Genomic DNA, 22111 nt, shown 5'->3' with positions numbered 1-22111 from the left:
GGTCTTGAAACTCGAACTGAAAGGGATCACGAAGAGATTCGGGTCCCTGGTAGCCAATGACCACATTGATTTGGTCGTTGAACCCGGGCAGGTGCACTGCCTCCTGGGCGAGAACGGCGCAGGGAAATCCACCCTGATGAACGTGCTCTACGGCCTGTACGATCCGACCGAAGGTGAAATCCTGGTCGATGGCAAGCCCGTCGTCTTCAAAGACCCCGGCGAGGCCATGGCGGCCGGCATCGGGATGGTCCACCAGCACTTCATGCTCATCCCGGTCTTCACCGTGGCCGAGAATGTGGCGCTGGGCAATGAGGCCACCAAAGCCGCCGGCCTGCTCAACCTGGAAGCCACGCGCGAAAAGATCCGCCGCATCTCGGACCAGTACGGGTTCGACGTCGACCCCGACGCCATGGTGGAGGACCTGCCCGTCGGCGTCCAGCAGCGGGTCGAGATCATCAAGGCGCTGGTGCGTGATGCCGAGGTACTCATTCTCGATGAACCCACCGCCGTGCTGACGCCGCAGGAAACCGATGAGCTCCTGGACATCATCCGGCAGCTGAAGCGCGACGGTAAGTCGATCGTCTTCATCTCCCACAAACTGCGTGAAGTCAAAGCCATCTCAGACACCATCACGGTCATCCGCCGCGGCAAGGTGGTGGGGCAGGCGGATCCCACGGCTTCCCCCACTGAACTGGCGTCCGCCATGGTTGGCCGCACGGTGAGCCTGACCCTCGACAAGGCGCCCGCCAAGCCCGGTGACGTGACCTTCAAGGTCCGCAACCTGACAGTGACGGACCACAACGGCCAGCACGTGGTCAATGACCTGTCCTTCGACATCGCCAAGGGCGAAGTGCTGGCCATCGCAGGAGTGCAAGGCAACGGCCAGACTGAACTGACCGAGGCGATTCTTGGCGTGCAGCCGCACGTAGCCGGGTCCATCACGCTCGACGGCGAGGAACTGCTGGGCAGGAGCGTCAAGCACGTCCTCGGTGCCGGTGTGGGCTTCGTCCCCGAGGACCGCACCATTGACGGTCTGGTGGGCACGTTCACCATCTCCGAAAACATGATCCTGGACCTCTACGACAAAGCGCCCTTCGCACGCGGCGTGGGGATGAAGCCGGGCGTGATCGCGGAGAACGCCGCCAGGAAGGTCGAGGAATTCGACGTTCGCACGCCCTCCGTGTCCGCGGCGGTGGGCACCCTTTCCGGCGGCAACCAGCAGAAGGTGGTCCTGGCCCGTGAGCTCTCCCGTCCGCTGCGGCTGTTCATCGCCTCGCAGCCCACACGTGGTCTCGACGTCGGCTCGATTGAGTTTGTGCACAAGCGGGTCATCGCCGAACGCGACCACGGGACGCCGGTCATGATCGTGTCCACAGAACTGGACGAAGTACTTCAGCTGGCCGACCGGATCGCCGTGCTCTACCGCGGCCGGCTGGTGGGAATCGTACCCGCCACCACGTCCCGCGACGTTCTGGGCCTGATGATGGCCGGTGTCCCGGCCACCGAAGCCGAAGCCAGCGCCGCCGCCCCTGTTTCCGGCGCCACCACCACAGCGGCGGTATCGGAGCCTGCCGGCCACGAAGGAGAATCCCATGTCTGAAAAGACAACCCCGGAACCGCGGACCGGCCGCAACGGCGCCCCGGAGCCCGTCGACACCCCGGAGCCCGGCGGCACCACCTCCGAGGCTGTGGCCTCCGACGTCGTCCTTGACACCGCCGGTGGCCAGATGCCGCCGTCTGCCGTTCCGGCAGCCACCCAGCGGCGCGGCCGGGACCATGACCGGGATGGAAGCGGTTCCGTCCTGCACCAGATCTTCACCGGCAACGCCATGGTCTCCTTCCTCTCCGTGCTGCTGGCGATCGTGCTCGGCGGCATCCTGATGGCAGTGACCAACCCCAAGGTCGCCGTCACGGCCGGTTACTTCTTTGCCCAGCCCGGGGACCTCCTGACCGAGGTCATCCGTCCCTACACTGCCCTGGTACAGGGGTCCATCTTCAACTGGGCGGGCGCCGACCTGGCAGCCCAGCTGTACCCGATCACCGAGACCCTCACCGTCGCAACCCCGCTGATCTGCGCCGGGCTCGGTGTCGCGCTGGCGTTCCGCGCCGGCCTGTTCAACATCGGCGCCCAAGGGCAGATCATCTTCGGCGCGCTCTTCGGCGCCTACGTAGGGTTCGCTTGGCACCTGCCCATCGGCCTGCACCTGCTGGTCGTTATCCTGGCCGGCCTCGTCGGGGGCGCGGTCTGGGGCGGCGTCGTGGGCCTGCTGAAGGCACGGACCGGCGCGCACGAGGTGATCGTGACCATCATGCTCAACTACATCGCCAACTTCCTGCTGCTGTTCCTGCTCACCACGCCGGCTTTCCAGCGCAAGGGTTCCACAAACCCGATCTCGCCATTCCTTGATTCCACCGCGTTGTTCCCCGAACTGCTCGGACCGCAATTCCGCCTGCACGCCGGCTTCCTGGCCGCGATAGCGGCCACCGCCTTCGTGTGGTGGCTGCTGAACCGCTCAACGATCGGTTTTGAGTTCCGCGCCGTCGGTGCGAACCCCAGCGCGGCCCGCACCGCTGGCATCAACGTAGCCCGCAGCACCATCCTGGTGATGGCGATCGCCGGTGCGCTGGCCGGCTTGGCCGGCGTGGCCCAGGTGTCCGGGACGGAAAAGTACCTCTCCGGCGGTGTCGCTGCCTCCATCGGTTTTGATGCCATCACGGTGGCGCTGCTGGGACGCTCGACGCCGTGGGGAACCTTCTTCGCCGGCCTGCTGTTCGGCGCCTTCCGCGCCGGCGGCGTGGCAATGCAGGCCCAGACGCAGACGCCGATCGACATTGTGCTCGTCATCCAGTCCCTGATTGTGCTGTTCATCGCAGCACCGCCGCTGGTCCGTGCGATATTCGGACTCAACCCCCGTAAGAAGAAGACCACTACGAGTGGGACCGCAGGTTCGCGTGCCGGCGGCGTCAAGAGCGGAGCGGCAGCATGAGCGCCACCACACAATCTCCTACCGGCAAACAGCCGGGCACCGGTAAGGGAACCAGCAGCACCAGCGGAGCCACCCGCGCCGGAGGCCGGACAGGCACAACCGAACTGGTGAGCTGGAAAGCCGGCGTTGGCCTTGGCCTGCTCGCCATCCTGGGAACCGTGCTGTTCGGTTTCCTGGCCAACCCAAAATCTGCCGGCTTCCGGATTGCCGAGGCCCGCGATCCGAACGCCTCCTCTACGGCGGCGTGGGTCACCCTGGCCGTGGCGCTGGCCGCCGCGGCCTACGTCGGTTACCGCTGGGTCAGCCAGCGGCGGGAGGGCGGGGGAGTAGACCGCTGGATACCCGCCACCACCATCGCTGCCGTCGCCGTCCTGGGCCTGGCCGCCCTCGGCGTCGCCCGGGTTGAAAAGATTACCGTGCCTTCGATGGCGCTGGGCTGGATCTGCTCCGTCGTGCTGCTCGCACTGGCAGGGTCCGCCTGTTTCCTGACCGTGCAGCGGCGGCGCACTCCCGGATGGCTGGGCGGCATTTTCGCAGTGGTCTTCCTCGTCGGCTTCATGATCTGGATCGTCGCCGGCGGCCGTGACCCCGAACCCTCCATCTCCCTCGGCGGCCTCATGGCCGGTGCCGTGACCCTGGCCGTACCGCTGGTGTTTGGCTCACTCTCGGGTGTGCTGTGCGAACGGGCCGGCGTGGTTAATATCGCCATCGAAGGCCAACTGCTGCTCGGGGCGTTCTCCGCCGCCGTCGTTGCCACCGTGACCGGCAACGTCTACGTTGGGCTCATCTCGGCCGCAGTCGCCGGTGCGCTCGTGTCCCTGGTCCTGGCCATCGTGAGCATCAAGTACCTCGTCAACCAGATCATCGTCGGCGTGGTCCTCAATGTCCTGATCAGCGGCCTCACCAGCTTCCTCTTCTCCACCCTGCTCACGGCGGACCCCGAACACCTCAACAAGCCCGGCCGGCTGCAGGCCGTGGATATTCCGTTCCTCGCCGACATCCCGATCATCGGCCCCATTCTGTTCCGCCAGTCCCTGGTGGGCTACCTCATGTACGTCGCCGTGATCGTGGTCTACGTGGGCCTTTTCCACACCAAGTGGGGCCTGCGCGTGCGCGCCGTCGGCGAACACCCCCAGGCGGCCGACACGGTGGGCATCAACGTCAACCGGACCCGCTTCATCAACGTCCTCATGGGCGGGGCCATCGCAGGAATCGGCGGCTCCTTCTTCACCCTGGTGTCGGTGGATGCGTTCAGCAAGGACATGTCCGGCGGCCGCGGCTACATTGCCCTGGCAGCCATGATCTTCGGGCGGTGGAATCCGATCGGCGCGTTCCTGGCGGCGTTGCTGTTTGGCTTCGCCGACAACCTGCAAAGCATCATCACCATCATCGGTTCTCCCGTCCCCAGCCAGTTCATGGCGATGCTCCCCTACGCCCTGACCGTCGTCGCGGTGGCGGGCCTGGTAGGACGGTCCAGGCCGCCCGCGGCCGACGGCATACCGTACGTCAAGGGATGACCGCCGTGGACAACACACAACAGGTGGACTGGGCAGCCCTGGAAGCTGCCGCCGCAGCCGCCATGAAGAATGCGTACGCCCCGTATTCAAAGTTTCCGGTGGGAGCCGCTGCCCTGACGGTGGACGGCCGGATCGTCAGCGGCTGCAACGTGGAAAATGCCAGTTACGGACTGACCCTCTGCGCGGAGTGCGTCCTGGTGGGGGAACTGCAGATGACCGGCGGGGGACTGCTGCGGGCGTTCTACTGCGTGGACGGTGAGGGCACCGTCCTCATGCCCTGCGGCCGCTGCCGGCAGCTGCTGTACGAATTCAGCGCCCCCGGCATGCAGCTCATGACCAACCGCGGCATCAAGACCATGGACCAGGTGCTGCCTGACGCCTTTGGTCCCGAACACCTGGAGGAGACCCGGTGACCGACAGCAAAGCAGAGGCGTTCGACGCCGTAGACATCATCCGCACCAAGCGTGACAAGGGGACGCTGAGCCCCGAACAGATCGACTGGACCATCGACGCGTACACGCGTGGGGCCATCGCGGACGAACAGATGGCTGCCCTGAACATGGCCATCCTGCTCAACGGCATGGACCGCGCCGAAATCGCCCGGTGGACGGCCGCCATGATCGCCTCGGGGGAGCGGATGGATTTCTCCAGCCTCCGTCGACCAGACGGCGGCCTGAAATACACCTCCGACAAACATTCCACCGGTGGCGTGGGGGACAAGATCACCCTGCCGCTGGCCCCGCTGGTGGCGGTGTTCGGCGTGGCCGTCCCGCAGCTGTCCGGCCGCGGGCTGGGGCACACCGGGGGCACCCTGGACAAGCTGGAGTCCATTCCGGGATGGCGGGCCAACCTGGCAAACGACGAAATCCTGGCCCAGCTCCAGGACGTCGGGGCGGTCATCTGCGCCGCCGGTGCCGGCCTGGCCCCGGCCGACAAGAAGCTCTATGCGCTGCGCGACGTCACGGGAACGGTTGAGGCCATCCCGCTGATCGCCTCCTCCATCATGAGCAAGAAGATCGCCGAGGGCACCGGCTCCCTGGTCCTGGACGTCAAGGTGGGCAGCGGAGCCTTCATGAAGGATGAAGCCAAAGCCCGCGAACTGGCGGAGACCATGGTGGCGCTCGGCAAGGACGCGGGGGTCAACACCGTTGCGTTGCTGACCAACATGAACACCCCCCTGGGCCTCACCGCCGGCAATGCCATCGAAGTCGAGGAATCGGTGGAGGTGCTGGCGGGCGGCGGCCCGGAGGACGTGGTGGAACTGACCGTCCGGCTCGCCGAGGAGATGCTCGTCTGTGCAGGGGTCCACGACGCCGACCCCGCCGCCGCCCTCAAGGACGGCCGGGCCATGGACGTCTGGAACCGGATGATCACCGCCCAGGGCGGCGACCCCCGCGCGGCGCTCCCGGAGGCCCGGGAATCCGACGTCGTCTATGCCCCTGCCGACGGGGTGCTGGTGGAACTGGACGCGCTCGCTGTCGGTGTGGCTGCATGGCGGCTGGGTGCCGGCCGCGCCCGCAAGGAGGACGCCGTACAGGCGGGGGCCGGGGTGCGCATGCACGCCAAGCCCGGCGCCACCGTGCGGGCAGGGGAGCCCCTGATGACGCTGCTCACCGACACTCCGGAGCGGTTCGCCCGTGCCCGGGAAGCCCTGGAACACGCAGTGGTCATCGCTCCGGAAGGTTCGCGGCCAGCCCAGCAGCTCATCATCGACCGCATAGCATAGGGACCCATGCAGGCCATCAATGACTTCATCCTCGCCGCAGCCGGCCAGCCGTGGGTGCTGGTCCTGGTGCTGGCGTGCTGCATCATTGACGGCTTCTTCCCGCCCGTTCCCAGTGAGTCCGTGGTGGTGGGCCTCGCCGCCGTGGCCTCCACCGCGGATGTTCCCAACCCGCTGCTCCTGGTCCTTGTCGCGGCGGCGGGTGCATTCCTCGGGGACAACATCGCGTACCTGCTGGGCCGCCGGGTGGGCACCAGGCGCTGGGCGTGGATGCGCGGGCCGCGCATGCAAAGTGCGTTCCGCTGGGCGGGCCGGGAGCTGCACAAGCGGCCGGCATCGCTGATCCTGGTGGCCCGCTTCGTCCCGATCGGCCGGGTGGCGGTGAACCTGACCGCCGGGGTCACGCACTACCCGCACCTGCGGTTCGTGGGCCTGACCATCCTTTCGGCCAGCCTGTGGGCCGGCTACTCGGTGGCGATCGGGCTGTTTTTCGGCCAGTGGTTCGAGAACAACCACGTCCTGGGCGCAGCGATTGCCATTGTCTGCGCGGTAGCGCTGGGCATCGTGGTGGACCTGGTAATCAACAAATTCCGGGGCAAACCCAACGTGGTGGAACGGATCCGGGAACCCGGCGCCTGACCAGCGCGTTTAAGGGGTAATTCCGGGCATTGGGGCGTAGCGGACAGGGCCCGGAGCGTGGGACACTTAGGAACGATTTCCGCTTTGGCTGCGGCACTTTGGCTGTGTCATTTTTATACAGGAGCAACACCGCGTGGAGTTTATTAATGAGGCCGTGCTCCATGCAGCGGGCCAGTGGTGGATTTACCCGGTTCTGCTGGCGTTCTTCTTCGTGGACGGCTTCGCCATGGTGGTCCCCAGCGAGACCCTCATCGTGGCGCTCGCAGCCTTCTCGCGGCACAGCGGCGAACCCAATCTCTGGCTCCTAGGGCTCACTGCACTGGTCGGCGCCATTGCCGGTGACAATATGGCCTACATGCTCGGCCGCAAGATCGGCCTGGAGCGGTGGGGATGGATGCGCCGGCCCAAGGTCCGGAAAGTCTTCGCCTGGGCCCGCTATGAACTTGAGAAACGCGGCGCGGTACTGATCTTCACCGCCCGCTACATCCCGTGGGGCCGGGTGGCGGTCAACTACGTGGCCGGAAGCACCGGCTTCTCGCACCGCAGGTTCTTCGTCTTCGACGCCTTTGCCTGTGTGACCTGGGTGGGCTACTCCCTTGGCATCGGCCTGCTGGCCAGCTCGTTCCCGTGGCTGCACCACAACCCGCTGCTGAGCGCCGGCATCGCCGTCGTCTTCGCCATTGTCCTGGGTGTGCTCATCGACCACCTGCTCCGCTGGTGGCACAAACGGCTGGGCCGGCATGACGCCCCCGAGGCGGACGAGTGGGCCGAAGGGTCCTCCGGTTCCGGGCAGGAAGACCGGCCCGGCATGCAGGCCCTTGTGGTGCCCTCGGCAGAGGCCGGACCCGCGGCCAAGTAGCGGCTGGCTTTGAACTGCGGCCCACCCTAAGGTGGGAACGTGACTGAGCCCATTGTTGACGCTGCCCCTGCCATCGATTTTGACCTGAAGAGCCTGCCCAAGGTTTCCCTCCACGACCACCTGGACGGAGGACTCCGTCCGGCCACCATCATCGAACTGGCGGAGGCCGTTGGCCACACGCTTCCCTCAACGGACCCCGTGGCCCTGGGACAGTGGTTCCGCGAATCAGCCGATTCCGGATCCCTGGTCCGCTACCTGGAAACGTTCGACCACACGGTCGCCGTCATGCAGACCTACGACGGCCTGTTCCGCGTGGCCAAGGAGTTCGTCGAGGACCTCGCGGACGACGGCGTGGTGTACGGCGAAGTGCGCTGGGCGCCGGAACAGCACCTCCAGAAGGGACTCAGCCTTGACGAAGCCGTGGAGGCAGTCCAGGACGGACTGGAAGCCGGCGTCGAGGCCGTCTCCGAGACCGGACGCGAGATCCAGGTGGGCCAGCTGATCACCGCCATGCGCCACGCCGACCGCGGCCAGGAGATCGCCGAACTCGCCGTCCGACACCGCAACCAGGGTGCAGTGGGCTTCGACATTGCCGGTGCCGAGGACGGATTCCTGCCCAGCCGCTTCAGGGATGCCTTCACGTACCTCGCCCAGCACAATTTCCCCGCCACCGTGCACGCAGGCGAGGCTGCCGGGCTGGAGAGCATCCAGTCCGCGCTGGTGGACGGCCGCGCCCTCCGGCTGGGACACGGCGTCCGCATTGCCGAGGACATCATGGTGGAATTCGACGACGACGAGGAAGCCGGGGACACCGTTGGCCTGGTCACCCTGGGCGACCTCTCCAGCTGGGTCCGCGACCGCGGCATCGCCCTGGAGATCTGCCCTTCCTCCAACCTGCAGACCGGCGCCATCGCGGAGTTCGGCGAAGGCATCGAAAGCCACCCCCTGGACATGCTCTACCAGCTGGGCTTCAACGTCACCATCAACACCGATAACCGCCTGATGAGCGGCGTTACCCTCACCGACGAGTTCAACCTGCTGGTGGAAACCTTCGACTACGACCTCGATGACCTGCTGGAGCTGACCCTCAACGCCGCCGAGGCATCCTTCCTGCCCCTGGAGGAAAAGGAAGCGCTGGTGGAGTACATCAACGACGCCTACGCCAACCTTGGCTGATCCGGAATCCCGGCCCGGCAGTTCTGCAACAGCGGAACTGCTGGGCCTGATCGCCCAGCTGCGCGTGCACTGCCCCTGGATGGGCGCCCTGACGCACGCGTCGCTGGTGGAATACCTCCTGGAAGAGGCCTACGAAGTGGCCGAGACCATCGAGGAAGGCCACCCCGACGCCGAGCTGCAGGGCGAGCTCGGTGACGTGCTGCTCCAGGTGGTGCTGCATGCCCGCCTGGCTGAGGAGCGCGGCGCCTTCACGTTCGACGACGTGGCGCGCGGGCTGGGTGCCAAAATGATCCGCCGGAATCCCCACGTCTTCCGGCCTGACGGCTCCCTGCAGGACAGCTTCCCGGCCACCGTGGCGGAGATCGAGCAGAAGTGGGATGCCGTCAAGCGGGCCGAAAAGCCGGAACGGCAGGACCCCTTCGACGGCATCCCGCAGGCCCTCCCGGCGCTGGCCAGGGCACAGAAGTCCCTGGCCCGTGCAGCACGTGCGGGCCTTGGGCTCCCCGCGGGCTCTCCCGTCCCCGACAGCGAGGAGGAGCTCGGAAACCTGCTGCTCGCCGTCGTCCGTTCTGCGCGGGACAACGGCATGGACGCAGAGCGCGCCCTGCATGCCGCCGTCCGCCGCTACCAGCGTGACCAGAGTGACCAAAGCGACCAAGCGCCATCATGACGTCCGGGCCTTGACCGGTTTGAGTAACCCGGAGCACTCTCGACTAGGCTGGACCGTGACGAGTACGTCGAGTTTTCTGCCTGATTCCCCCCGTTAATCGCCCATAAGGAGCAAATTCATGGCGCTTATCGATGCCATCCACGCCCGCGAGATCCTCGATTCCCGCGGCAACCCCACCGTTGAAGTTGAAGTCCTGCTGTCGGACGGCCAGATTGGCCGCGCCGCGGTTCCCTCCGGCGCCTCCACCGGTGAGCACGAGGCCGTTGAACTGCGTGACGGCGACAAGGGCCGCTACCTGGGCAAGGGCGTGCAGAAGGCCGTCGACGCCGTGATCGACCAGATCGCCCCCGCCCTGACCGGGTTCGACGCCACCGACCAGCGCAGCATCGACCAGGCCATGCTGGACCTGGACGGCACCCCCAACAAGGGCAAGCTGGGCGCCAACGCCATCCTGGGCGTCTCCCTGGCCGTCGCCAACGCAGCCGCAGCCTCCGCCGACCTGCCGCTCTACAAGTACCTGGGCGGCCCGAACGCCCACGTCCTGCCCGTGCCGCTGATGAACATCCTCAATGGTGGCTCCCACGCCGACTCCGACGTCGACATCCAGGAATTCATGATCGCCCCCATCGGCGCAGAGACCTTCTCCGAAGGCCTGCGCTGGGGCGTTGAGGTCTACCACAACCTCAAGTCCGTGCTGCAGCAGAAGGGCCTCTCCACCGGCCTCGGCGACGAAGGCGGCTTCGCGCCCAACCTGCCGTCCAACCGCGCAGCCCTGGACCTCATCACCGAAGCCATCAAGAACGCCGGCTACACCCCGGGCAAGGACATCGCCCTGGCCCTGGACGTTGCCTCCTCCGAGTTCTACAAGGACGGCGCCTACCAGTTCGAAGGCAAGTCCCTGTCCGCCAGCGACATGAGCGCCTACTACGGCGAACTCGTTGCCGACTACCCGCTGGTCTCCATCGAGGACCCGCTGGACGAGAACGACTGGGACGGCTGGAAGACCCTCACCGACGCCATCGGCGACAAGGTCCAGCTGGTGGGTGACGACCTCTTCGTCACCAACCCCTCCATCCTGCAGCGTGGCATCGACACCAGGACCGCCAACTCCCTGCTGGTCAAGGTCAACCAGATCGGTTCGCTGACTGAGACCCTGGACGCCGTCAGCCTGGCCCAGCGTGCCGGCTACACCACCATCACCTCGCACCGCTCCGGCGAAACCGAGGACACCACCATCGCCGACATCGCCGTGGCCACCAACGCCGGCCAGATCAAGACCGGTGCACCGGCCCGCTCCGAGCGCGTAGCCAAGTACAACCAGCTGCTGCGCATCGAAGAAGAACTGGACGACGCCGCACGCTACGCCGGCCGCAGCGCCTTCCCGCGTTTCAAGGGCTAGTAACCGCCCAAACCCATCCGCGGTGGCTATGGTTGAAAGACCATAGCCACCGCTGTTGTTTCCAGCAGCATTTGTTCAGCAGTGAACGTCCAGCACAGATAGTGGCGGCCCCGGCAGGCTGCGTTTCAGGAGTGTCATGGCTACCCGCCGCCCCAAAGTTCCCAAGGTCGCCCCCGCCCGTCCAGCCAAGGCAACGGACGACGACGGATCCTCCGGCGGTGCCGAGGTCATCCGGGCGGATTTCCGGCCGGCCAAGGGCGGGCCCGCGGCGGGCGCCGCACCTGCGAAGGACAACCACGCGGGCGGAACTGCTCCGGGCCGGCCCGGGAAAGCGGGGGAGGCCAAGGCGGCCAGGCCAACCGCCGGGCGCAAAGGAAGCAGCCCCGTTGACGGCAAGGACGCCCGCAGCCCCGAAGAGGAGCAGCATCCTGTCCCCGCCAAGGCCTTTTCCGGCCGCATGCTCGCGCTGGCCGTGGTGATGATCGCCATCACCGTCATGCTGGCCCCCACGGTCAAGATCTTCTTCGACAAGAAGGCCGAAATAGACGCCCTGAACGCGGATATCGCCGCACGCCAGGCCGAAGGCGACGCCCTCCGCCAGCAGGTGTCGCGCTGGCAGGACCCCAACTACGTCAAGCAGCAGGCCCGCGACCGCATTAACATGGTTATGCCGGGCGAAACCGGCTACTGGGTTTTTGGCAGCGATGAGCCGGCCGGAGAAAGCAGTAGCCCCGCCGGCGCAGCAGCACAAGACCCCGCCGATCTGCCGTGGGTGGATTCCCTGTGGGAGTCCATCAGGCGCGCGGCCACAGACTGAACCGCACAGGAAGGACGGCCCGCGACAGTGGAATACAACACGGCAGCCGCCCGGGACGAATCCCGCCAACCAACAGCACACGACCTTGAAGTACTGAGCAGGCAGCTGGGACGACCCGTCCGCGACGTCGTGGAGATTCCGGCCCGCTGCGTCTGTGGCAACCCCCTCGTGGCCGCCACCGCGCCCCGGCTGAGCAACGGTACCCCGTTTCCCACCACCTTCTACCTGACGCACCCGGTGATCACGTCCGCGGTTTCCAGGCTTGAAGCCGCCGGGGTCATGAACAACATGAACGAGCAGCTGGCCGCGGACGCCGGGCTTGCCGCTGCCTACCGGGCGGCCCACGGGGAGTACCTTGCCGCCCGCGACGCCATCGGCCAGCGTTCCGGAATCGGTCCGGTCCCCGAAATTGACGGCGTGTCCGCGGGCGGGATGCCCACCCGCGTCAAATGCCTGCATGTCCTGGTGGGCCACTCCCTTGCAGCGGGCAGCGGCGTCAACCCCCTGGGTGACCAGGCCCTGGACATGATCAGCGAATGGTGGACTGCTGACAAGTGCTACTGCGACGGCGCCTGGGACACCACCGGTGAGGCACCATCCCGGGACCTCAGCCGGCACGGGCCCCAAGGGCTCCCGGACATTGTCGGCCGCCCCGCCCCGGTCCGGAAATCCGCCGGAACCACAGAGGCATCCGAATGACCCGCGTCGCCGCCATCGACTGCGGCACCAACTCCATCCGGCTCCTCATCGCCGACATTGACCGCAGTAACGGCGGCACAAAGCTCACCGACGTGGTCCGGGAGATGCGCGTGGTCCGGCTGGGCCAGGGCGTGGACGCCACCGGAGAACTGGCTCCGGAGGCGCTGGAACGCACGCTTGGCGCCACGGCCGATTACGCCCGCCTGATCAAGGAGCATGGCGCAGAGCGGATCCGGTTTGTTGCCACCTCCGCGAGCCGCGATGCACGCAACCGGGACGTCTTCGTGGACGGCGTCAGGGAGCTGCTGGGAGTGGAACCTGAGGTCATCTCCGGGGACGAAGAAGCGGCGTTGTCCTTTGCCGGGGCCAGCAGCGTGCTGCCCGTCCTCGACGGCCAGCAGGTGCTCGTGGTGGACCTCGGCGGGGGAAGCACCGAATTCGTCCTGGGCACCGCGGCCGGCGTGACCGCTGCCAAGTCCGTGGACATCGGCTGCGTCCGGCTGACTGAACGCCACCTGCGCAACGATCCGCCCACTGCCGAACAGATTGCCGCCGCGGAAGCCGACGTGGACGAAGCCATGGCCCGAGCCGGACGCGACGTGCCCCTGGAACGCGCCACCGCCGTCGTCGGTGTTGCCGGGTCCGTCACCACCATCACCGCGCACGCGCTCCACCTGCCCGAATACTCGCCCCACGCCATCCACGGGGCCTCGCTGCCCATCGGGGACATCCGCGACGCCGCCACCGACCTGCTGGGGATGACCCGGGCCGGGCGGGCCGCGCTGCCGTACATGCATCCGGGCCGCGTGGACGTCATCGGCGCCGGGGGACTGGTGTGGCGCCGCATCCTGGAACGGATGGGGGAGCTGACCGGCGGGAAGGTCACCGCGGCCACCGCAAGCGAGCACGACATCCTTGACGGCATCGCGCTGAGCATCGGGTAGCCCATGCATCCCACCCCAGCTTCAACCCCGCTCGTGTCCCGTGCCGCGGCCGCCGCAATGGCCGTCCTGCTGGCCGCGTGCTGCCTGTTCGCCGGCCTGTTCACGGCCCCCGCCGCACACGCCGACGAGTGGCGCGACAAGGAATACTGGCTCGCGGACTCGGGCATCACCAAGGCCTGGGAAGTGTCAAAGGGCGCCGGCGTCAAGGTGGCCGTCATCGACAGCGGCATCGATGCCCAGCACCCGGACCTCAAAGGCGCCGTTGTCGGCGGTTACGATGCCTCCGGCTCAGGCCAGCCGGACGGCCAGAAAAGCGTCGGCTCCAAGCCTGAACACGGCACCCTGGTAGCCACCATGCTCGCAGGCCGCGGACACCAGCCCGCCAGCGCGAGCCCCAGCCCCAGCCCCGGGCCGGCTGTTCCCCCGGACGGCATCATCGGCGTCGCGCCCGAAGCGCAGCTCCTCTCCGTCTCCACCTGGCTGGGCTCGGCCAATCCGTCGGGCAAAAGCGACCAGGACCAGATTCCCGAGGCGGTCCGCTGGGCGGTGGACAACGGCGCCAAGGTCATCAACATCTCGCTCGGCAGCACCACGCCGCAGTGGCCGCAGAGCTGGGACGCCGCCTTCCTGTACGCCGAACAGAAGGACGTGGTCATCGTCGCCGCCGCCGGGAACCGGGTGGGAGGCAATACCCAGGTGGGCGCCCCTGCCACCATCCCGGGCGTGCTCACCGTCGCCGGCCTGGACCGCAAGAACGTGGCCAGCGTGGACGCTTCCTCGCAGGGCATCAGCATTGGGGTGGCTGCACCGGCCGAGAACCTCCTGGGCGGCCTTCCGGCCGGAGGCTATGCCGAATGGGCCGGAACCTCCGGGTCCACGCCCATCGTCGCAGGCGTTGCTGCCCTGATCCGGTCCAAGTGGCCGGACATGAGCGCCGAACAGGTGATCAACAGGATCGTCTCCACGGCGAAGGACGCAGGAGCCCCGGGCAAGGATCCGCTGTACGGCTACGGCATCCTCAACGCTGAGGCAGCGCTCAAGGCTGACGTCCCGGAGGTTTCAGTCAATCCGCTGGGCACCATCGCCGAGTGGATCCGCGTGCACAGGCGCGGCAATGCCGCCCCGGCAACGCCGCTGCCCACCGCAACCTCAGTGCCAAGTGCGGCACCCACGCTGCCCGAAGCCACCGTTCCTGCCGCGAAGGCGCCGTCCCAGCGCGACAGTGCCATCGGCGCCGCCGTCGTCATCGGTTTTGCCGCCCTGTTCGTGGCCATCATCGCCGCCGCTGCCGTCCAGCTCCGACGGGCTGCCCGCAACCCTTCCCTTGCCGTGGAAGAACCCGACACGGGCGTGATGGAAAGGGTCAAATCCCGCCCGGATTCCTAGGTTACGGGGGCTCCGTACGGCTAGTGAAGATTTTCACAAACTCCTGTATCCTTGAACAATGGCAACCACCCCACAGCTCCAGGACCGTCCCAGGGTACTCGTCGTCGGCGGCGGGTACGTCGGCCTGTACGTAGCACTGAAACTGCAGAAGAAGATCGCGAATGCCGGTGGCATCGTCACCGTCGTCGATCCCCTGCCCTACATGACTTACCAGCCCTTCCTCCCCGAGGTGGCAGGTGGCAACATCGAAGCCCGCCACGCAGTGGTCTCCCACCGCCAGCACCTCAAGCAGACGGAACTCATCCAGGGCCGCGTCACCTCGATCGACCACGTCAACCGGACTGCCGTGGTGGCTCCTGCCGACGGCGGCGAGAACTTTGAGGTTCCCTACTTCGACGTCGTGCTCGCAGCCGGCGCCATCACCCGCACCTTCCCCATCAAGGGCCTGGCGGACAAGGGTATCGGCCTGAAGACCATCGAGGAAGCCGTTGCCCTGCGCAACAAGCTCCTGGAGCGCATCGAGGTTGCCTCCACCATGACGGACCCCGCAGCCCGCGCCAAGGCCCTCACCTTCGTGGTGGTCGGCGGCGGCTTCGCCGGCATCGAGTGCATCACCGAAATGGAAGACCTCGCCCGCGCCGCCGTGCGCAACAACCCCCGCATCAAGCAGGAGGAAGTCCGCTTCGTCCTGGTCGAAGCCATGGGCCGCATCATGCCCGAGGTCACGGCCAAGCAGGCTGACTGGGTGGTTGAGCACCTGCGCAGCCGCGGCATCGAGGTCCTGCTGAACACCTCGCTGGACAGCGCCGAAGGCACCCTGAAGCTCATCAACCTCCCGGACAAGACTCCTGCCCAGGAGTTCGAGGCAGACACCCTGGTGTGGACGGCCGGCGTGCAGGCGAACCCGATGGTCCGCTCCACCGACTTCCCGCTCGAACCCCGTGGCCGCGTCCGCGTCCTGCCGGACCTGCGCATCGCAGGCGACGAAGGCATCGTGGAGAACGCCTGGGCCGCCGGCGACATCGCCGCTGTTCCGGACCTCACCGGCAAGGGCCTCCCGGACGGCACCTGCGTCCCCAACGCCCAGCACGCCCTGCGCCAGGCCAAGCGCCTGGCCAAGAACCTGTGGGCTTCCCGCTGGGACAAGCCGCTGGCCGACTACAAGCACAAGAACCTTGGTGCCGTAGCAGGCTTCGGCGAATGGAAGGGCGTTGCCAACATCAACCTCCTGGGCCGCATCGGCCTCAAGGGCGGACTCGCCTGGCTGGCCCACCGCGGCTACCACGGCATGGCCATGCCCACGGTGGAGCGCAAGTTCCGCGTCATCCTGAACTGGATCATCGGCTTCTTCGCCGGACGCGACACCACGCAGCTGATGGACCTGGACAACCCCCGTGGCGCCTTCGTCTCAGCAGCCACCCCGGCACCGAAGCCTGCCGCTGCCCCCGCAGCGGTGCCGGCCGCCGGCTCCAGCGCCACCGCCGCCGCTCCCAAGGAAACGGTAGCGGCCAACGCCAAGTAGCGCGCCTGTTCCACCACGCTTCACAGCGTCCGACGGCGGCTGTCCCCTTTGCGGGGCGGCCGCCGTCGGCGTTTCCAGCCAACGCGTCCCGGGCAGGTACCATTGACCCGGCGCCCCAGTAGCCCAATTGGCAGAGGCAGCGGACTTAAAATCCGCGTGTTGTGGGTTCGAGTCCCACCTGGGGTACAACTGTCCCTTCCGGCGCCCGACGGTGCTTGGACACCAGGAAGCCGCCTGCACAGCAGGCGGCTTCCGGCGTTTAATTCCGCATATGCAACGACTGTTATAAGGCTGTGACCTCAGTCACTTAGTTTCGCTGCTGTCTATGCACTAGCTTGAACCTAAATCAGGAATACCTGGTCCCATTCCGGGCGCCGAAGCGCCCCATTGATCCGCACGCGCATCGCATGGCCCTGTTTCGGAAGGCAGACAAATGTACCGAAAGAAAGTCCTCACCTCGTTGGCAGCGGCAGCCACATTCAGCATGCTGCTGTCGGCCTGTGCCAACCAGGCAGGCCCCGGCACCACCGAAAGCTCGGGATCGTCCAGCAAGGTGAACATCCCCGCCATTTCGAAAGTCGACGTCCCTGCCGGCGCGGTAAAGCCCGCCGGCGACGGCAAGGCGACCTGCCCCGCGACCACCACGCTCGCCTACGCAGGCGCGCAGACCGGCCCCAACGCCCAGCTTGGCGTCAACATCTTCAACGGCATCCAGCTGGCCATTGACCAGCACAACAAGTCCAACCCGGGCTGCCAGGTCCAGTTCAAGAAGTTCGATACTGAAGGCGACCCCAACAAGGCCACCGGCCCCGTCACCCAGCTGGTGAGCGAGTCGGACATCGTGGGCGTGATCGGCCTGCCGTTCTCCGGCGAATCCAAGGCCACGGGCAACATCTTCGAGCAGAAGGGCCTGGTCCACATCACCCCGTCGGCCACCAACCCCACGCTGACCGAAAACGGCTGGACCACCTTCTTCCGCGGCCTCGGCAATGACGCCGTCCAGGGCCCCGCAGCCGCCAAGTTCCTCACCGGCAAGCTCGGCGCCAAGAAGGTGTACCTGGTCCAGGATGACTCTGACTACGGCATTGGCCTGGGAACCTCCACCTCCGCGGGCCTGGGCAGCGCCCTGGCCGGAACGGAGAAGGTGACCACAGGGCAGAAGGACTTCTCCGCCGTGATCTCCAAGATCATGAACGCCAAGGCCGACGCCGTGTTCTACGCCGGCTACTACGCCGAAGGCGCACCGTTCGACCAGCAGCTGGTTGGCAAGGGATTCACCGGAACGTTCGTGGCACCTGACGGTGTCAAGGACGACCAGTTCATCAAGCAGGCAGGCGACGCTTCCAACAACGCCTACTTCACCTGCCCCTGCCTGCCGGGCGAACTCATTCCCGACTTCGCCTCGGCCTACAAGGACGTCTCCAAGGGAGCTGAACCCGGAACGTACTCCATCGAGGGCTACGACGCCGCAACCGTACTCCTCTCCGGCATTGACGCAGGCAAGCAGAGCCGCGCGGACCTGCTGGCCTGGGTCAAGGCCTACGACAAGGACGGCCTGAGCAAGCACTACAAGTGGGATGCCAAGGGCGAGCTCCAGGCCCCGACCGTCTACGGCTACAAGGTGGAAAACGGAAAGATCGTTCCCATCGGCCCCATCGGGGAGTAGCAACCAGCACGAACCGGCTGTGGGGGCCAGCATCAGCGGGCCCCCACAGCCTTTTCTTCGCTTGGCAGCAGCCCAGGACCAAGCAACGTCAATAGACACAAGTCCCACGGCCGGGCCCACAAGGCCGCGTGCAACTGGATCAGGATGTTCCCATGCTTCCCTCTCTTGTCCCACTACTCCCGATGGAAAACGACTGGATCTCCTTCGACATACCGTCCCTGGCCCAGAACTTCTGGAGTGCCACGTTTGACGGCCTCACGTTCGGGGCCATCTATGCGCTCGTAGCGCTGGGCTACACCCTGGTTTACGGCGTCCTGAACCTGATCAACTTCGCCCACTCGGAAGTGTTCATCGTTGGCTGCTACGCAGTCTTCTTTACCCTCAGCAGCCTTGGCTTCGGCCCCTCAGCTCCCCGGCTCGACATCTGGGCCATCATCCTGAACCTGCTGCTGGCGCTGGTCCTGGCCATGGTGGCGTCAGCCGTGACAGCGTTCCTGCTGGAGCGGATCGCCTACAAACCCCTGCGGCAACGGAACGCGCCCCGCCTGGTCTTCCTGATCACCGCCATTGGTGCTTCCTTCACCATCCAGTACCTCATTTACCTGTGGCGCGGTCCCAGCCCCGAACTGGCCCTGACCATGTTCCGGCCCACCCCCATTTTCGACGTCTTCGGCACCATCATCGATTCGCAGCAGCTGGTGATCATCATCGCCGCCGTGATCATGATGGTGGGAATCGACAGGTTCATCAGCAAGTCGCGCACAGGCCGCGGCATCCGGGCGGTCGCCCAGGATCCCGACACCGCCACGTTGATGGGCGTCAACAAAGAGCGCATCATTATTACCACCTTCGTCATCGGAGGCCTGCTCGCAGGAGCCGCCGCCTTGTTCTACGTCATGAAAATCCCGTCCGGTGTCCAGTACAGCGGTGGTTTCGTCCTGGGCATCAAGGCGTTTGCTGCCGCGGTGCTTGGCGGCATCGGCAACGTGCGCGGGGCCCTTCTGGGCGGACTGCTCCTCGGCCTGATCGGCAACTACGGCCAGATCCTGCTGGGCAATTCGCAGTGGACCGACGTCGTGGCGTTCGTGGTGCTGGTGCTCGTGCTGCTGCTGCGGCCCGAGGGCATCCTGGGAACCTCCCTTGGAAGGAGCAAAGCATGAGTATGACGGACGGCCCCACGCCGCTGCAGACAGCGGCCGCCCAGCAGGCAGCTGAGGAACGCGAAGCTTCCGAGAAAGCCGCGGGAAAGAGCGACCTTCGCCAGCGGGGCAAACGCAAGCCCGGCTACTTCTCCGACCGCTGGCACGCCCTGTCCCGCCAGCAGCAGTGGGCCTTCCTGGTCATCGTGGTGGTCCTGGCCTACCTGCTGCCGCTGCTCAACCCGCCGATCATCACCACCGAACCCGGCAACAACTTCGCCCTGGCATGTTTCGACATGGCACGCTTTGCGCTGATCGCCGTTGGCCTCAACATCGTGGTGGGGTACGCCGGCCTGCTGGACCTTGGCTACGTTGCCTTCTTTGCGGTGGGTTCGTACGTGGCCGCCATGCTGACCAGCCCGGATTCGCCCTACCTGCACATCCCTTACCTGTGGACGCTTCCGGTGGCCATGGCAGTCACCATGTTCTTCGGCGTCATGCTGGGCGTGCCCACACTCCGGCTCCGGGGCGACTATCTCGCCATCGTGACGCTCGGCTTCGGCGAGATCATCCGCATCCTGGCCACCATCATTCCTGCCATGAAGGGCCAGGTGGGCTTCCAGAACGTCGGCCACCCGCCGGGTGACGGGGCTGACGGGACGCCGATCTTCTCCAACTCAAACGGTGTGCCCTGGTACTGGCTGACCCTGACCATCATCATCATCGTCACCCTCCTGGTGGGCAACCTGGAACGCAGCCGGGTGGGCCGCGCCTGGATTGCCATCCGCGAAGATGAGGACGCCGCGGAAATCATGGGTGTTCCCACCTTCAAGTACAAGGTGTGGGCCTTCGCCATCGGTGCTGCCGTCGGCGGCCTGTCCGGAGCACTCTTCGCCGGGCAGGTGGGATTCGTCAACAACCAGAAGTTCGACGTCACCACATCGATCCTGTTCCTCGCCGCAGTGGTGCTGGGAGGTGCCGGCAACAAGGTGGGCGCCATCCTTGGTGGGGCCCTGGTCAGCTACATCCCGTTGAGGTTCACGGCCATCGCCGAATACAAGTACCTGATCTTCGGGATTGCGCTGGTGCTGATCATGATCTTCCGTTCCCAGGGACTCCTGCCCGCACGGCAGCGGCTGCTGGCGTACGGCAGGACGGCACTCAACAAGGTCACCAGCCGCGATGGCACGGACCCGAAAGACTCGAACAATCCACCAGCCGGCCCCGGGACGCATGTGGCCGGACAGAGAGGAGCGGAGGCATGAGCTCCGAGGAAAGGCACGCGGGCTCCAGCAGTGTGGAGGAGCAGCCGGCCCAGGACAGCACTGCCCAGGACAGCACGGTCCAGGACGGCTCGGCGGCTTCCGTCGCGCCGGAGCTGGACATGGAGGCCCTCGCTGAAGCCGGAGTGGACCAGGAACTGGCCGAGAAGGTGGCCCCGGACCGCGATATTGCGGTCAAGGTCGGCGACAACATTGTCGAGGTGCAAAACCTGACCATCAAGTTCGGCGGCCTGGTGGCACTGGACAACATCAGCTTCAACATCAAGCGCGGCGAGATCCTTGGCCTCATCGGGCCCAACGGCGCCGGGAAGACCACGTGCTTCAATGCGATGACCGGCGTGTACAAGCCCACCAGCGGAAAAGTGGTGCTGGAGGGGCAGGTCCTGAACGGCATCAAGCAGCACAAGATCACCCGGCTTGGCCTGTCCCGCACGTTCCAGAACATCCGCCTGTTCGGTGAGATGACCGCCCTGGAGAACGTGGTGGTGGGCCTGGACGCGCGGCACCGGACCAGCGTCGGCGGGGCGCTGCTGCGCCTGCCCACCCATATCAAGGAGGAAAAGTCGGCCATCGAGCGCGGCATGGCCCTGCTGGACTTCGTGGGGATCGGCAGCCATGCCCATGTCCTGTCCCGGCAACTGCCGTACGGCTACCAGCGCCGGCTTGAGATAGCGCGCGCCTTGGCCACTGATCCAAAGGTCCTCTGCCTGGACGAACCGGCAGCCGGCTTCAACCCGGCCGAAAAAGAGGAACTGATGGCGCTGATCCGCACCATCAGGGATGAGGGCTACACCGTGCTGCTGATCGAGCACGACATGAAGCTGGTCATGGGTGTGACAGACCGGATTGTCGTACTGGAATTCGGGAAGAAGATCGCGGACGGACTGCCGCGGGAGATCCGCGAAGACCCGCGTGTTATTGCTGCTTACCTAGGGGAGCCTGAAGATGACGTTGCTTGAACTTGAGGGAGTGTCCGTCCACTACGGCCGAATCCAGGCCCTGCGGGACATCTCCTTTACCGTCGACGAAGGCGAAGTGGTGGCGCTGATTGGGGCCAACGGTGCCGGCAAGACCACCACCATGCGGACCATCTCCGGCCTGCTGAACTGCTCAGAGGGCAGGATCACCTTCGAGGGCCAGGACATCACCAAGATGAAGGCCCACATCCGCGTGGTGCACGGAATCTCCCAGGCCCCCGAAGGGCGCGGCATCTTCCCTGGCATGACCGTCATGGAGAACCTCGACATGGGAACGTTCGGGCGCAAGGACAGAAGCGGTGTGGGCAAGGACCTGGACCGCGTCTTTGACTTGTTTCCCCGTTTGAAGGAGCGGGAAAAGCAGTTTGGGGGAACCATGTCCGGCGGTGAGCAGCAGATGCTGGCGATCGGACGTGCGCTGATGTCCAATCCGAGACTGCTGCTGCTCGACGAGCCCTCGATGGGCCTCGCCCCACAGTTCATCCGCCAGATTTTCAAGATCATCAAGGAAATCAACAACCAGGGCACCACGGTCCTGGTGGTGGAGCAGAACGCCAACCAGGCCCTGGCCGGAGCGCACCGCGCCTTCGTTCTGGAGACGGGGGCGATCACCCACAGCGGCACCGGCAAGCAGCTGCTGGAAGATCCCTCGATCAAGGAGGCCTACCTGGGCGTGGGCTAATTCGCCTGATGGGGCCCGGTTCCGGA

The 22111-nt window shown here is 66.1% G+C and carries 20 protein-coding genes and 1 tRNA gene; all 21 read left to right on the top strand.

Annotated elements, in window-relative coordinates; all coding sequences use genetic code 11:
* The first annotated feature begins 4 nt into the window (after positions 1–4).
* The 21 genes from PUN51_RS08070 to PUN51_RS07970 all read left to right on the top strand — a co-directional run bounded on the left by PUN51_RS08070 (position 5) and on the right by PUN51_RS07970 (position 22085).
* A complete protein-coding gene (locus tag PUN51_RS08070) occupies positions 5–1600 on the top strand; it encodes an ABC transporter ATP-binding protein (RefSeq protein WP_159632561.1) in 1596 nt (531 codons plus the stop codon).
* The gene (locus tag PUN51_RS08065) at positions 1593–2987 is read left to right on the top strand and encodes an ABC transporter permease (RefSeq protein ID WP_224025434.1); all 1395 of its coding nucleotides are present in this window, start codon (positions 1593–1595) and stop codon (positions 2985–2987) included. The genes PUN51_RS08070 and PUN51_RS08065 overlap by 8 nt, the downstream gene beginning before the upstream one ends.
* A complete protein-coding gene (locus PUN51_RS08060) occupies positions 2984–4504 on the top strand; it encodes an ABC transporter permease (protein ID WP_159632559.1) in 1521 nt (506 codons plus the stop codon). The genes PUN51_RS08065 and PUN51_RS08060 overlap by 4 nt, the downstream gene beginning before the upstream one ends.
* Positions 4501–4917 (top strand): cytidine deaminase, encoded by a 417-nt coding sequence (locus PUN51_RS08055; protein ID WP_159632558.1) that lies wholly within the window; start codon positions 4501–4503, stop codon positions 4915–4917. The genes PUN51_RS08060 and PUN51_RS08055 overlap by 4 nt, the downstream gene beginning before the upstream one ends.
* A complete protein-coding gene (locus PUN51_RS08050) occupies positions 4914–6230 on the top strand; it encodes a thymidine phosphorylase (protein ID WP_224025436.1) in 1317 nt (438 codons plus the stop codon). Before PUN51_RS08055 ends, PUN51_RS08050 begins: the two co-directional genes overlap by 4 nt.
* A gap of 6 nt (positions 6231–6236) precedes the next feature.
* Positions 6237–6866, top strand: coding sequence for a DedA family protein (locus tag PUN51_RS08045; protein WP_159632556.1), 630 nt, complete (start codon positions 6237–6239; stop codon positions 6864–6866).
* 133 nt (positions 6867–6999) lie between these two features.
* Positions 7000–7725: a DedA family protein gene (locus PUN51_RS08040; protein ID WP_159632555.1), complete on the top strand. Its 726-nt coding sequence runs from the start codon at positions 7000–7002 to the stop codon at positions 7723–7725.
* A 39-nt stretch (positions 7726–7764) separates the two neighbouring features.
* Positions 7765–8901 carry an adenosine deaminase gene (locus PUN51_RS08035; protein WP_159632554.1) on the top strand — a complete coding sequence of 379 codons (1137 nt, stop codon included), beginning with the start codon at positions 7765–7767 and terminating at the stop codon, positions 8899–8901.
* 79 nt (positions 8902–8980) lie between these two features.
* Positions 8981–9571 carry a MazG nucleotide pyrophosphohydrolase domain-containing protein gene (locus PUN51_RS08030; RefSeq protein WP_159635675.1) on the top strand — a complete coding sequence of 197 codons (591 nt, stop codon included), beginning with the start codon at positions 8981–8983 and terminating at the stop codon, positions 9569–9571.
* A gap of 118 nt (positions 9572–9689) precedes the next feature.
* Entirely contained in the window at positions 9690–10970 is a 1281-nt protein-coding gene (gene eno, locus PUN51_RS08025; protein ID WP_110542781.1) for a phosphopyruvate hydratase, read from the top strand.
* Positions 10971–11106: 136 nt separating this feature from the next.
* Complete coding sequence (locus PUN51_RS08020) at positions 11107–11787, top strand: FtsB family cell division protein (protein ID WP_275180430.1); 681 nt, start codon at positions 11107–11109, stop codon at positions 11785–11787.
* A gap of 27 nt (positions 11788–11814) precedes the next feature.
* Positions 11815–12486, top strand: coding sequence for a DUF501 domain-containing protein (locus PUN51_RS08015; RefSeq protein WP_275180429.1), 672 nt, complete (start codon positions 11815–11817; stop codon positions 12484–12486).
* On the top strand, positions 12483–13430 hold the full coding sequence (locus PUN51_RS08010) for a Ppx/GppA phosphatase family protein (protein WP_159632551.1): 948 nt from the start codon (positions 12483–12485) through the stop codon (positions 13428–13430). Before PUN51_RS08015 ends, PUN51_RS08010 begins: the two co-directional genes overlap by 4 nt.
* Before the next feature lie 3 nt (positions 13431–13433).
* A complete protein-coding gene (locus PUN51_RS08005) occupies positions 13434–14816 on the top strand; it encodes a S8 family serine peptidase (RefSeq protein WP_275180428.1) in 1383 nt (460 codons plus the stop codon).
* Positions 14817–14874: 58 nt separating this feature from the next.
* Positions 14875–16338 carry an NAD(P)/FAD-dependent oxidoreductase gene (locus tag PUN51_RS08000; RefSeq protein ID WP_159632550.1) on the top strand — a complete coding sequence of 488 codons (1464 nt, stop codon included), beginning with the start codon at positions 14875–14877 and terminating at the stop codon, positions 16336–16338.
* Between the two features lie 112 nt (positions 16339–16450).
* Positions 16451–16524, top strand: a tRNA-Leu gene (locus PUN51_RS07995).
* Between the two features lie 247 nt (positions 16525–16771).
* Entirely contained in the window at positions 16772–18004 is a 1233-nt protein-coding gene (locus PUN51_RS07990; RefSeq protein ID WP_159632549.1) for a branched-chain amino acid ABC transporter substrate-binding protein, read from the top strand.
* A gap of 152 nt (positions 18005–18156) precedes the next feature.
* A complete protein-coding gene (locus tag PUN51_RS07985; protein ID WP_275180427.1) occupies positions 18157–19164 on the top strand; it encodes a branched-chain amino acid ABC transporter permease in 1008 nt (335 codons plus the stop codon).
* Positions 19161–20408: a branched-chain amino acid ABC transporter permease gene (locus PUN51_RS07980; RefSeq protein WP_275180426.1), complete on the top strand. Its 1248-nt coding sequence runs from the start codon at positions 19161–19163 to the stop codon at positions 20406–20408. Before PUN51_RS07985 ends, PUN51_RS07980 begins: the two co-directional genes overlap by 4 nt.
* A complete protein-coding gene (locus PUN51_RS07975) occupies positions 20405–21385 on the top strand; it encodes an ABC transporter ATP-binding protein (RefSeq protein ID WP_275180425.1) in 981 nt (326 codons plus the stop codon). The genes PUN51_RS07980 and PUN51_RS07975 overlap by 4 nt, the downstream gene beginning before the upstream one ends.
* Entirely contained in the window at positions 21372–22085 is a 714-nt protein-coding gene (locus PUN51_RS07970; protein ID WP_159632545.1) for an ABC transporter ATP-binding protein, read from the top strand. The genes PUN51_RS07975 and PUN51_RS07970 overlap by 14 nt, the downstream gene beginning before the upstream one ends.
* Positions 22086–22111: the final 26 nt, after the last annotated feature.

Source organism: Arthrobacter sp. NQ4 (genome assembly GCF_029077345.1).
Classification (GTDB): Bacteria; Actinomycetota; Actinomycetes; order Actinomycetales; family Micrococcaceae; genus Arthrobacter.
This window is presented reverse-complemented; position numbering and strand designations above follow the sequence as displayed.